The sequence below is a fragment of the Chryseobacterium camelliae genome (assembly GCF_030818575.1).
GTDB classification, from domain to species: Bacteria; Bacteroidota; Bacteroidia; order Flavobacteriales; family Weeksellaceae; genus Chryseobacterium; species Chryseobacterium camelliae_A.
The window spans coordinates 3563002-3576135 of record NZ_JAUTAL010000001.1; the positions used below are offsets into that span (position 1 = coordinate 3563002).

Annotated in this window: 7 protein-coding genes and 1 pseudogene; 7 read left to right on the top strand and 1 reads right to left on the bottom strand. The window is 39.3% G+C overall.

Features of this window, described 5'->3' with window-relative positions; translation table 11 throughout:
• Positions 1-3: 3 nt before the first annotated feature.
• From QE404_RS16390 to QE404_RS16410, 5 genes are all read left to right on the top strand, one after another.
• Positions 4-2448, top strand: coding sequence for a bifunctional UDP-N-acetylmuramoyl-tripeptide:D-alanyl-D-alanine ligase/alanine racemase (locus tag QE404_RS16390; protein WP_307452298.1), 2445 nt, complete (start codon positions 4-6; stop codon positions 2446-2448).
• Between the two features lie 2 nt (positions 2449-2450).
• Positions 2451-4610, top strand: a complete 2160-nt coding sequence (locus QE404_RS16395; protein ID WP_307452300.1) for a patatin-like phospholipase family protein — start codon at positions 2451-2453, stop codon at positions 4608-4610.
• 4 nt (positions 4611-4614) lie between these two features.
• On the top strand, positions 4615-5019 hold the full coding sequence (gene ybeY, locus QE404_RS16400) for an rRNA maturation RNase YbeY (protein WP_307452301.1): 405 nt from the start codon (positions 4615-4617) through the stop codon (positions 5017-5019).
• Between the two features lie 149 nt (positions 5020-5168).
• Complete coding sequence (gene mnmG, locus QE404_RS16405) at positions 5169-7031, top strand: tRNA uridine-5-carboxymethylaminomethyl(34) synthesis enzyme MnmG (RefSeq protein WP_307452303.1); 1863 nt, start codon at positions 5169-5171, stop codon at positions 7029-7031.
• A 101-nt stretch (positions 7032-7132) separates the two neighbouring features.
• Positions 7133-7954 carry a class I SAM-dependent methyltransferase gene (locus QE404_RS16410; protein ID WP_307452305.1) on the top strand — a complete coding sequence of 274 codons (822 nt, stop codon included), beginning with the start codon at positions 7133-7135 and terminating at the stop codon, positions 7952-7954.
• A 361-nt stretch (positions 7955-8315) separates the two neighbouring features.
• Here the strand turns inward: QE404_RS16410 and QE404_RS16415 are convergent, their stop codons facing one another.
• Entirely contained in the window at positions 8316-9506 is a 1191-nt protein-coding gene (locus QE404_RS16415) for a phosphoglycerate kinase (protein WP_307452306.1), read from the bottom strand.
• Positions 9507-10064: 558 nt separating this feature from the next.
• Here QE404_RS16415 and rpiB point away from each other — a divergent pair.
• Both rpiB and rnr read left to right on the top strand, forming a co-directional pair.
• A complete protein-coding gene (gene rpiB / locus QE404_RS16420) occupies positions 10065-10499 on the top strand; it encodes a ribose 5-phosphate isomerase B (protein ID WP_307452308.1) in 435 nt (144 codons plus the stop codon).
• 401 nt (positions 10500-10900) lie between these two features.
• A pseudogene (gene rnr, locus QE404_RS16425) lies at positions 10901-13058 on the top strand (ribonuclease R).
• Positions 13059-13134: the final 76 nt, after the last annotated feature.

The window sequence follows — 13134 nt, forward strand, 5'->3', positions numbered from 1 at the left end:
TCTATGAATTATACAGTACAGGAAATATCAGCCATTACACAATCCAGATCCATTGGAGATAAAAAACTGAGGATCAGAAACATTGCTTTTGACAGCAGGACCATTTATTCCATACAGGATACAGCATTCATCGCAATCAATACCCATAAAAATTCCGGTGAAAAATTCATTGAATCTGCTGTAGACAGAGGAATACGGGTGATTATTTCTGAGCATCACTATCCTCAGTTTGAAGAGGTCACCTGGATCATCGTAGAGAATGCTGTTGATTTCCTTCAGCAGCTGGCTGCCTATCATTTCGGACATGCACGGATCAAATCAATCGGCATTACGGGAAGCAACGGAAAAACCATCCTGAAAGAATGGCTGTACCAATGCCTCTGGAATGAATTTTCAACCGTAAAAAGCCCGAAGAGTTTCAACTCACAGATCGGCCTTCCGCTATCTCTGCTGCAGATCAATGATTCTCATGAACTGGGCATTTTTGAAGTGGGAATTTCAAAGCCGGGCGAAATGCAGAAGCTGGAACAGATATTTCATCCTCAGATTGGTCTCCTGACGCATATCGGAAATGCTCATGCAGCAAACTTCCGGTCTGAACAGCAGCTTATTGAGGAGAAAGTCATCCTGTTTAAAAATTCGGAGGTGATTATCTATAATGGAGATAATATACTGACTGACAAAAAGATAAAAGACCTTTACTCAGGTAAGAAATTAATCTCATACGGACTCAGCGCTTCCAATCAGGTTTATCTCCAAAAGAATGTAAAAGATGAAGACCTCATTGTTCAGTACTTCGGAGAGGAGCTTAGTTTTCCGGCCCATCAGAGGGATGAAGCAACGCTTACCAATGCTTTGGCTTTAATTACAGTGCTGAAGGAACTGAATCTTTCCAATGAAAAAGTCATTGAGAAAATCAATGCGTTAAAATCCATAGAGATGAGGCTGGAAGCTATTGAGGGCATCAAGAGCAACATCATCATCAATGACTCTTTCAATCTTGACCTGGATTCCCTTAAAACAGCATTACAGTTCCTGAAGGAATATAATAAACCTCAAAAGTCTCTTGTGCTTACGGATATTGTGGGCGTCAATTCCAATGCTGAAGAGCTCTACACTGAAGTTGCAGACCTGGTTAACGAACAGCATTTCAATACTGTTTTCCTGATAGGCGAAGTGATTACCCGGTTCAGCCATTTATTTACATCCGAAATATTCACTTTCAATAATACTCAGGAACTGATTGACAGCAAGCGGCTTACTGAAATCAATAATCAGATCATCCTGCTCAAAGGAGCAAGAAAATTTGGTATTGAAAGACTTAAAGATATTCTTGAACTCAGAAAACATGATACCGTTCTTGAGGTCAACCTGAATGCCGTCCTTCATAATATCAATTATCACAAATCGCTCCTGAACCCTGGAACTAAGATGATGGCCATGGTAAAAGCCAATGCATACGGGTTGGGAAGCTACGAGATCGCTGAATTCCTGCAACACCACCACATCGATTATCTGGGGGTAGCTTATGCCGATGAAGGTGTTGAGCTCCGGAAAAAAGGAATCACAGCGCCTATTATCGTTATGAACCCTGAACAGCACAGTTATGAAGCGGTTATTGAATACAACCTTGAACCTGAAATTTATAGCCTGAGGGTATTGGAACTTTTTAATGATGCAGTACAGAAGGCAGGATATGATGAACGCTATCCTATCCATATCAAGCTGGAAACAGGAATGAACAGGCTTGGCTTTAAAGAAGCCGATCTTGCACCTCTACTAGAAGCCCTTCGCCATAAAAATCTCAGGGTAGAAAGTATTTTCAGCCATCTCTCCTCTTCAGATATGCCGTCTGAAAAAGAATTTACGCTTCGGCAGATGGCCATTTTCAGGAAAAATTCAGACACTCTGATTAAAAATTTAGGCTACAGCCCTATACGCCATATCCTCAATTCATCAGGGATTACAGAATATCCGGATTATCAGTATGACATGGTAAGGATCGGAATCGGAATGCTGGGAGAATCACAAAATAGTGATATAAAAAAACAGCTTCGTCCTGTTGTAAGTTTTAAAACGGTAATCTCCCAGATTCTGCAAATACAGGAAGGAGAATCTGTAGGGTATAGCCGGAGATACAAAGCCGACCATCCGGCAAAAATAGCGACTATCCCAGTGGGCTATGCGGACGGAATTCCGCGTCTTATCGGAAATCAGGTCGGAAAAGTAGGCATTGGCAAAAAACTGGCGCCAATAGTAGGAAATGTATGCATGGATATGATGATGATTAATATCGATGATATTCCGCATGTAAAAGAGGGCGACCCGGTAATCCTGTTTAATGGACAGCCAAGCCTGAAAGAATTCGCAGGGTACTGCAACACCATCACTTATGAAGTATTAACATCCATTGCTCCCCGTGTGAAGCGGATTTACATAAAAGACTAAATATGAAAAAAAAATTTCTGTTACTCTTCTGTTTTCTCTTATTGCATCTGATGGGTGCACAGGTCCGAAAAGATCTTAAGATCCCGAAAAATCCCAGGATCGGTCTCTCACTGGCTGGTGGCGGAGCTAAAGGATTTGCTCACGTTGGTGTCCTTAAAGTCCTGGATTCCCTGGGCGTAAAAGTAGATTATATTGCCGGGACCAGCATGGGAGCCATTGTAGGAGGTTTATATGCTTCCGGCTATTCTGCGAAAGATATTGAAAAGATCGTCATGGATACAGACTTTTATTCACTGATCCTGGATCCTAAGTCCCGGCAGGAAGCCACCTTCTTTAATAAATCAGTGGATAAATACCTTCTCTCGATCCCTTTGAAAAATGGTAAGATTACACTTCCCTCCTCTATCAGCACCGGCCAGAAAAATGTTTACCTTCTGAAAGAACTCCTCAAGAACGTTTCCAACATCAATGATTTTTCAAAATTGCCGATTCCGTTTATGTGCGTTGCTACTAATCTCGAGAGCGGTGACATGAAAATATTTGAAAAGGGAGATCTTGTGCAGTCCATTATGGCGAGTTCTGCCTTCCCCTCTCTTATGGATCCCGTAAAAGTGGGTGACAGCATTTATATAGATGGAGCTATGTCTGTCAATTATCCTTCAAAGCCTTTAAAGGATAAAGGAATTGATATTGTTATCGGAGTGGACCTTAACCAGGATCTTTCCAAAAGAGAAGATTTAAACAGCATTATTGCCATTCTGAATCAGATCATTGATTTTGGCATCAGGAGAGATACCAAAAAACAATATGAATATACGGATATCAATATTAAACCAAACCTTACGGGAATGAGTGCTACCAGCTATGATGAAAAGAAAAAAATACTGGACAGCGGCTATGTTGAAGGCGAAAAATATTCAGCTATTCTCAATGAACTTCCCAAAAGGACATATGACCATCTCAGACAGCCTATGAACCCAATCTATTCCAATGTCTATAAGATAGACAGCATAGAACTGATCGGAAGCAGGATCTACGGTGAAAACTACGTACTAGGAAAAATGGGTCTTCGCCTGCCCTCCATGCAGACTTACGGAAGTATAAATAAAATGATTGATAAACTGATCGCAACAAATAATTACCGGTTCATCAATTATGATATCGTGACCCAAAATGACAGCAACTATCTTAAGCTGTACGTTACTGAAGATGATACCCGCCATTTTCTAAAATTCGGGTTGCATTATGATGAGGTCTTTAAAACAGGATTATTGCTGAATTATTCTGCCAAAAGACTATTATTCCGGAATACCAACCTTTCACTGGACGTTATTGTGGGAGATAAGCCGAGATATTACCTGAACTATTTTATCGATAACGGTTATATTCCAGGGTTGGGAATCTATTCCTCAGGAATGAATTTCGATCTGAGGGATCAGGAAAACAATGAAATCGACAATTGGGAATGGTTCAGGAATGAAGCTTACATCCAATCTATCTGGAAGGATAAATTTGCCATCGGAGGAGGAATCAGCCATGATTACTTTGAAGCCAATATGAACGGAACAAATAAGCGCTACAGCCGCTTCCTGAATCCGTATGTATTTGTGAAGAGTGATACCCAGAATGATAAAGAGTTCCCCACTAAAGGTTTTTATATGTCTGCGGAAGGAAAGCTGATAGATGTTCTAAGTTCAGAAGTGAAGGATAAACCGGTACAGGTACAGGCAGACATCCGCATCCATATTCCTATTTCAAAACAATTTTCTTATCACTTGAACTTGTATGGTGGGATAACCATCGGAGAAGAACTGCCGGAATACTATCGTTACAGGCTCGGAGGCATCTTTGAACAGAATGTAATTAATTTCAAGAGCTTCGGAGGATTCTATTTTGCACAGATGGCTACGAATAATGTTGTGATGGCATCCAATGACCTCCAGTTCCGTTTCAATAAGAATTATTTTATTACCGGAACATTTACATTTGCCAATCTTTCAGATTCTATTTCTGTAGAAGAGGCAGTAAAACTTAATTACAGTTCACTGGGTATTACGGCAGGATACAAGTCTCCTTTCGGACAGATAAAGATAAACTTCAGCCATTCACTTAGGAATAATCAAAAAGGCATTTTCAGTGTAATATTAGGACACTGGTTTTAAAATTATGATACAATTTTTTTATGAAACTCAACCGGAATCTGTAAATTCAGATTATATACAATGGCTGGAATCCATTATTATTTCAGAAGGTAAAAAGCCCGGTGAAATCAATTATATTTTTTGTGATGATGAATATCTTCTCAAAATTAATCAGGACTATCTTCAGCATGATTATTATACGGATATCATAACTTTTGATTACGTAAAAGGCAAAACCATAAACGGGGAGATTTTCGTATCTTTGCAGCGTATTTCAGATAATGCTTCTACCCTTTCCAGAGATTATGAAGAAGAGCTCAGAAGGGTTTTAGCCCATGGGATTCTTCATTTATCCGGCTATAAAGACAAGACTGAAGAAGAAGAAAAGCTCATGAGAAGCAAAGAAGATTTTTATCTGAATCAATATTAAAGTTTATTAAAGAATATCTATAATCTGCTTTAATCAATAGGGTTAAAACATCGTCTATCAGGGCTTTTAAACACCTATTCTCAACTAATGTTTCACGTGAAACATTTTAGATAAAATAATAAAATTAGCGCTTTAAAGAGCATATAAAGATGATTTCAGAAGTTTATGATGTAATTGTAGTAGGTGCAGGACATGCCGGTTGTGAAGCCGCTGCCGCTGCTGCCAATATGGGTTCAAAAACCCTGTTGATTACAATGAATATGCAGACCATCGGACAGATGAGCTGCAACCCTGCCATGGGTGGAATAGCCAAAGGGCAGATTGTAAGAGAAATTGATGCGATGGGCGGATATTCAGGAATTGTGGCAGATAAATCCGCCATACAATTCAAAATGCTTAACCTCTCCAAAGGACCAGCCATGTGGTCTCCAAGAACACAAAACGACAGGATGCTTTTTGCTGAAGAATGGAGGCTCGCCCTTGAAAATACACCTAATCTGGATTTCTTCCAGGATATGGTAAAACAATTGATCGTTGAAAATAATACCGTAAAAGGAGTAGTAACTTCTTTAGGAATTGAAATAAAGGGAAAATCTGTTGTTTTAACCAATGGAACATTCTTGAACGGATTGATCCATGTGGGCGATAAACAACTGGGAGGTGGAAGAATGGGTGAACCAAGAGCTTTCGGAATCACAGAACAACTGGTTTCTTTAGGGTTTGAAGCAGGAAGAATGAAGACCGGTACCCCACCCCGCGTAGACGGAAGAAGCCTGGACTATTCTAAAATGGAAGAACAAAAAGGAGATGAAAATCCTCAAAAGTTCAGTTATCTTGATACACCTAAATTAACAAAACAATTAAGCTGCCATATTGTATATACCAATGAAACGGTACATGATATTTTACGCGAAGGATTTGACAGAAGTCCAATGTTCAATGGAACGATCCAGAGTTTAGGTCCAAGATACTGCCCTAGTATCGAAGATAAGATCAACCGGTTTGCAGAAAGAAACAGGCATCAGCTTTTTGTAGAACCTGAAGGATGGAAAACTGTTGAAATCTACGTGAATGGCTTCAGTTCTTCGTTGCCTGAAGATGTTCAGATCAAAGCAATGAAACACATTCCGGGGTTTGAGAATGTAAAAGTTTTCCGTCCGGGATATGCCATTGAATATGATTACTTCCCTCCTACCCAGTTAAAGCATACACTGGAAACAAAATTAATTGATCATTTATATTTCGCCGGACAGATTAACGGAACTACTGGATATGAAGAAGCAGCCGGTCAGGGACTGATAGCAGGTATTAATGCGCATAATAAAGTTCATGAAAAAGACGAATTTATTCTGAACAGGGATGAAGCTTATATCGGAGTTCTTATTGATGATCTTATTACAAAAGGTACCGAAGAACCTTACAGGATGTTTACATCCAGAGCAGAATACCGCCTTCTTCTCAGACAGGACAATGCAGATATCAGGCTAACGGAAAAAGCCTACAATTTAGGTTTAGCAAAAGAAGAAAGACTGAAAGCAGTAGAAAAGAAAGTGGCTCAGAGCGAAGAACTGGAGTCATTTTTAAGGGAATCTTCTTTAAAACCGGGTATAATTAATCCTATCCTGGAATCCATTGAAAGCAGTCCTGTGGATCAGGCTTACAGAGCCTCTCAGATCCTTACCAGACCTAATATGACACTGGAAAAGCTTGAATCCATAGAATCTATCGGTAATTTTCTTTCGCAATACAACGACGAAGTAAGAGAACAGGCAGAGGTCAACATCAAATACAGAGGCTATATTGAAAAAGAAAAGGAAAATGTGGCAAAACTGAACCGTCTGGAGAATATCAAAATCCCTGAAGATTTCGATTTTACGAAACTATCCAGTCTGTCCGCAGAAGCTAAACAGAAAATGACACGTGTCCGTCCTAAAACCATTGCTCAGGCAGGAAGAATCAGCGGAGTTTCACCGGCAGATATCAATGTTTTGCTGGTTTATTTAGGAAGATAAGATGAAGATGTTCCACGTGAAACATATCAAAATAAAAAATTAAAAGTTATACTCAACTTATCCACAATTCATAGCTTTTAATAACGATTTATGCTTATTCAATGAAAATAAAAGATCATTTTCTCTCGCAGGAAATTTTTGATATTAAAGAAACGGAAACTCCGGGAGTTTTTAAAACCTCCCCTATTCCATCTGATCTGTCAAGATATTATGAAAGTGAGGATTACATTTCCCATCATCAGGATTCAGGGAGCCTGAAGGAAAAACTGTATAAATTCCTTCAGTCGTTTAATCTGCAATACAAAAAGACAATTCTACTGGACAGGATTTCCAAAGGTGGAAAGGTATTAGACTACGGATGTGGTGCCGGACAATTTGTGAAATTTATCGAAAATGATTTTGAAACCTTAGGATTTGAACCGGATCCGGATGCCCGTACAGCAGCTGCAGCAAAACTAAAAAAAGCATCGCTGGTTAATGATATAAGAAATATTGAAGATGGAACTTTAGATGCTATCACTTTGTGGCATGTTTTTGAGCATATAGAAAACCAGGATGAAATGCTCCACTTGTTTCATGAAAAATTAAAGGACAAAGGACTGCTCATCATAGCAGTTCCTAATCCTACGTCTTATGATGCAAAACATTACGGGCCGTATTGGGCAGCGTATGATGTACCCAGACATATCTTTCATTTCTCTAAAAACGGAATGGAAAATTTAATCAGAAAGAAATCAGGATGGAAACTGCGAAAAATAAAACCATTGGTGCTTGATTCCTATTACATCTCCATGCTCAGCGAAAAATACCGTAAATCACCGTTTTTTTGGGTAAAAGCTGTAGTTCACGGAACGATTTCTAACGTAAAAGCCCTTTTTTCGAACGAATTTTCAAGTTTGATATACATTATCGAAAAAAGATAGAAAATCGATTTTTGGGCTATTTCTGAAAGCCAATTTTTCGTATTCTTCTATAAATTTTTGTTTTTTCAGAGTAATCAGAAGTAAAATAATTGTTCCTTATTAATCAAAGAGCAAAAAAATTTGATGGCTACCCTACCCTGATGATTTGAATTTTTTTAAATTATAAGAAGATAGAAATCTGTCATTTGATTTAATTGAATATATAAAAATTAAAAAACTTAATTTCTTTGAGTATTCTTGATACGCTTTAAATTTTGATCTGGTTAGCCATTGACAAATTAGCATGAAAGTATAAACAGTCATAAAACAAAAAAGGTCCTCTGAAAATTCAGAGGACCTCTTCTTTTATAAAAAATATTTTTTACTTATTGATAGCAGCTACTCCTGGAAGTTCAAGTCCTTCAAGGCTTTCAAGCATCGCACCGCCACCGGTAGACACATAACTCATTTTATCTGCATAACCGAATTGTTTTACAAACGCAACGCTGTCGCCTCCTCCTACCAGGGAAAAAGCACCCAGCTTGGTTGCCTCTGCAATGCTGTTTCCTAAAGCAATGGTTCCTTCAGCAAAATTAGGCATCTCAAATACACCAATCGGCCCGTTCCAAAGGATGGTTCTGGAGTTCAGCAATACATCATTGAACTGATCCCTGGATTTATTTCCTGCATCCATTCCCATCCATCCGTCAGGAATAGCATAAATATCAACTTCTTTTCTTTCTGCATCATTGCTAAAGCTCTCAGCAACGATCGTATCTGAAGGCAAATAAACTTTTACATTATGCTCTTTTGCTTTCCCAAGGATTTCTATGGCTAGAGAAAGCTTATCATCCTCAACGAGCGAATTTCCGATTTTTCCGCCTAAAGCCTTAATAAAGGTAAAGGACATCCCTCCACCAATAATCAGATTATCAACAGCCGGAAGTATATTTTCAATAACGGTAATTTTAGTTGACACCTTAGATCCACCCAAAATAGCTGTTACCGGTCTCTCCCCGCTTTTTAATACCTTGTCGATAGCCTGAAGCTCTTTAGCCATCAATAAACCGAAAAACTTAGTTGATGGAAAAAACCTAGCAATAACTGCAGTGGAAGCGTGCGCACGGTGCGCGGTCCCGAATGCGTCGTTTACATAAGCATCTCCAAGTTTTGAAAGCTGCTCGGCAAAACCTTCATCCCCTTTCTCCTCTTCTTTATGAAAGCGCAGATTTTCCAGCAATAAGATTTCGCCGGGCTGAAGCGCCTGAGCTTCCTGTTCAGCCTTCTCCCCTACGCACTCATCAACAAATTTGACTTCCTTTCCCAAAACGCTGGACACTTCGTCCACAATATGACGCAAAGAGAACTCATCTTTTACTTCACCTTTGGGTCTACCCAGGTGAGCCATAAGGATTACAGCACCCCCATCTGCCAGAATTTTGTCAACGGTTGGCTTCACAGCGACAATCCTGGTATTGTCTGTTACTTTCAGCTGCTCATCCTGCGGAACATTGAAGTCAACCCGAACAAGGGCCTTCTTATCTTTAAAATTAAAATCTTTGATTGTTTTCATAAAATATCGTAGAATTTTCTCTTTCACAAATGTAAGATTTTAAAATCTGGGAACGAATCGGAACAAATAAAAGTTTTCAGAAAAATTAATCCGCACACCCAACACTCACTAACCAACAATTTCTTTTTCTATAAAAAAAAATAATGTTACTGTTGTTGAGTGTTGTGAATTTAGGGGATAAGTTTTCAGGAAATACTTCATAACATTTGTTTGGAGGTACAATTCACATTTTATTTACATTATAATTTTTTGGAAATCAGTTTTTTCAGGTACTTATTAACAAATATGGATAACTTTTCCCCAATTTCCTTTATGAATAACTGATTTCTGGAAAAGCCGGAGAATTTCTGAAGGAAAGTTCTGCGAACATTTTCATGAAAAATATAAAAAGGATTTCTATTACAAATTTTTTCAATGTTACGAAACATTTATTTTACGGGACTTATCCACACTTACTAACAAAGCTTTAAACAATTAATCCCCGAACGGCTAACAAACTTTGTGAATATTCTTACCTTTGCAGAGAAATAGATCAAAAAGAGACTTAATAAAATTGTTATGAAAAGAAAAATCGCTATTGCGGCTGACCACGCTGGTTTTGAGTACAAAGAAATTGTTAAGAACTTTCTTTCAGAAAACTTTGAGGTTCAGGATTTTGGAACGTTTTCCACAGACAGTGTGGATTATCCGGACTTTGTACACCCCGCAGCGACCTCTGTAGAAAATGGAGAAAACGAGCTGGGCATCCTGATCTGCGGAAGCGGAAACGGAGTACAGATTACAGCGAACAAGCATCAAAAGATCAGGTGTGCATTATGCTGGATGCCGGAGATCGCAGCACTGGCAAGACAGCACAACGATGCGAATATGATATCCATCCCGGCGAGGTTCATATCCAAGGAGCTGGCCATAGAAATTGCAGACAAATTTCTGTCTACCGATTTCGAAGGCGGAAGACACCAGACCAGAGTAGATAAAATTGCATTCTGTTAAATTATAAAGGCTTGTAAATCAATTTGCAAGCCTTATTTATTTTTTATTCGTATATTTGCGGCGTCTGACAGAATGTACCAGTCTGTCAATTCCATATAACCTGCATGATGCCGATCAGCATTTTTGTTAACGGTTTTCTATTTCCCTTCTCCAATTTTATAGTATATTTATATCAACTAAAGGCTTCTGTTATCCGGCAGTTGGAAAGAAAATTGATGTTGTAAAACAAATATTACATTTGAAATAAAACCTTTGTGTATTTTTATTCCGGATTATGGTGAATAAAAAAATCCAATGCAGTAGAATGTAAAAAACAGGATCTGGAAAAGAATTATGATATTATGTAATCATCCGGATCATATTAATCATCGGAGCCATCCGATTTATAAAAAGAATTTAAAATGCCAAAAAAAAGAAAATATATAAGTCAGAAAAATGACCATAAACTCCGGGAGATCGGAAAGCTGATTCTCCGTTATATGAACGAAAACTCAACAAAAGTTTATAATTACAAACAGATTGCAGACGGAATCGATTATAAGAATCCCAGGCAGAGAGAACTTGTAATCCAGGCGCTGCATAAATTGCAGGCCTCAGACAGGATCAAAGAATCTGAAAAAGGAAAATACATCGTTAACCTTAACATTAAAGGAACCCTGACAGGAACCATCGATTTTAACCAGTCGGGTAATGCCTATGTGAGCGTAGAAGGTATCGAAGATGATATTTTTATCCATTCCAAAAATGTAAAAGATGCGCTACAAGGTGATAAAGTTTTAATTGTTACTTATACTTATAAAGGCAAAAAGCTGGAAGGCTCCGTCCTGGAAGTTCTGGAAAGAACCAGAACGGAATTCGTAGGGACCTTGCAGGTTGTTCCTCACAAGGACTTCGGATTTGTGGTCTGTGACAAGAAAACGATCAATACTGATATATTCATTCCGAAAGGTAAATTCGGAGGAGCGGAAAATGGAGATAAGGTGATCGTAAAAATGACGGAATGGAGGCCGGGAGATAAAAATCCTGAAGGAGAGATCATCCAGGTTTTGGGAGCACCGGGGGAACATGAAACTGAGATCCATTCCATCCTTGCTGAATACGGATTACCCTACACATTTCCTGAGGAAGTGGAACGGGACGCAGATAAAATTGACCGCAGCATCAGTGATGAAGAAGTAGCCAAACGCTGGGATATGCGTGATGTATGTACCTTCACCATTGACCCTAAAGATGCCAAAGATTTTGATGATGCATTATCCATCAGGAAACTGGACAACGGAAACTGGGAAATCGGAGTTCATATTGCAGATGTATCACATTATGTAATTCCGGGAACCCAACTGGATGACGAAGCATATCAGCGGGCAACCTCAGTATATCTGGTAGACCGTGTGGTACCCATGCTTCCGGAAGTGCTGAGTAATGATGTTTGTTCACTACGTCCGAATGAAGATAAATTTACCTTTTCCGCAGTTTTCCAGCTGGATGACGATGCCAAGATCCACAAACAGTGGTTTGGGAGGACAGTGATCCACTCAGACCGCAGGTTTACCTATGAAGAAGCCCAGGAAAGAATTGAAACCCAGCAGGGAGATCTTCAGGAAGAAATCAATGTACTGGACAGGTTGGCTAAAATCATGCGTGCAGAAAGGATCCGCCAAGGGGCCATTACCTTCGACCGTAGCGAAGTGCGATTTAATCTGGATGAAAACAATGAACCGGTAGGTGTATACTTCAAGATCAGCAAAGATTCAAACCACCTCATCGAAGAATTCATGCTGTTGGCCAATAAAAAAGTATCCGAATTTATATCATTGAACAAAAAAGGAGATATCTCACAGAATACCTTTATCTACAGGGTTCACGCGGATCCGGATCCGGCAAAGCTGGAAGCCCTGAGAGATTTTGTATCTACTTTCGGATATAAAATGGACCTCGCGAATACGAAAAAAGTAGCGGAATCACTGAACCAGTTATTGCATGATGTAAAAGGTAAAGGAGAAGAAAACATGATTGAAACCCTGGCCATGCGCAGCATGAGCAAAGCGGTTTATTCTACGGAACCGATCGGACATTACGGATTGGGATTTGATTATTATAGTCATTTTACCTCTCCGATCCGTCGTTATCCCGACCTGATTGCCCACAGGTTGCTCCAGCATTACCTTAACGGCGGCAAATCCCCGGATAAGAATGCTCTGGAGGAACAAGCGAAACACTGCAGTGCCATGGAAAGATTAGCTGCCGATGCGGAAAGGGATTCCATCAAGTTTATGCAGGTCAAGTTCATGGAAAAACATCTGGGTGAAACATTTACCGGCGTAATTTCCGGTGTGGCGGAATTCGGATTCTGGGTTGAAATCCCTGAGAACGGTGCCGAAGGACTGATCAAGCTAAGAGATCTTGTGGATGATTCCTATACGTATGATGCCAAAACCCATGCGGTGTACGGAAACAGGCACGGAAGAAAAAAGATACCAGTTGGGAGATCAGGTTCAGATCAAGGTGGTTAAAGCTAACCTGATACAGAAACAGCTGGATTTCAAGATTGTTGATTAATTACAATAAAAGCTGGAAATCAAAATCCCTATCAGGATAATTTGTTCTGACTAAGAATATGTAAGCTCTAGAAGGC

Bases quoted from the DNA above. Each gene is read 5' to 3' on its own strand.
- QE404_RS16390 (WP_307452298.1), top strand. From the start codon at position 4: ATGAATTATACAGTACAGGAAATATCAGCCATTACACAATCCAGATCC.
- QE404_RS16395 (WP_307452300.1), top strand. From the start codon at position 2,451: ATGAAAAAAAAATTTCTGTTACTCTTCTGTTTTCTCTTATTGCATCTG.
- ybeY (WP_307452301.1), top strand. From the start codon at position 4,615: ATGATACAATTTTTTTATGAAACTCAACCGGAATCTGTAAATTCAGAT.
- mnmG (WP_307452303.1), top strand. From the start codon at position 5,169: ATGATTTCAGAAGTTTATGATGTAATTGTAGTAGGTGCAGGACATGCC.
- QE404_RS16410 (WP_307452305.1), top strand. From the start codon at position 7,133: ATGAAAATAAAAGATCATTTTCTCTCGCAGGAAATTTTTGATATTAAA.
- QE404_RS16415 (WP_307452306.1), bottom strand. From the start codon at position 9,506: ATGAAAACAATCAAAGATTTTAATTTTAAAGATAAGAAGGCCCTTGTT.
- rpiB (WP_307452308.1), top strand. From the start codon at position 10,065: ATGAAAAGAAAAATCGCTATTGCGGCTGACCACGCTGGTTTTGAGTAC.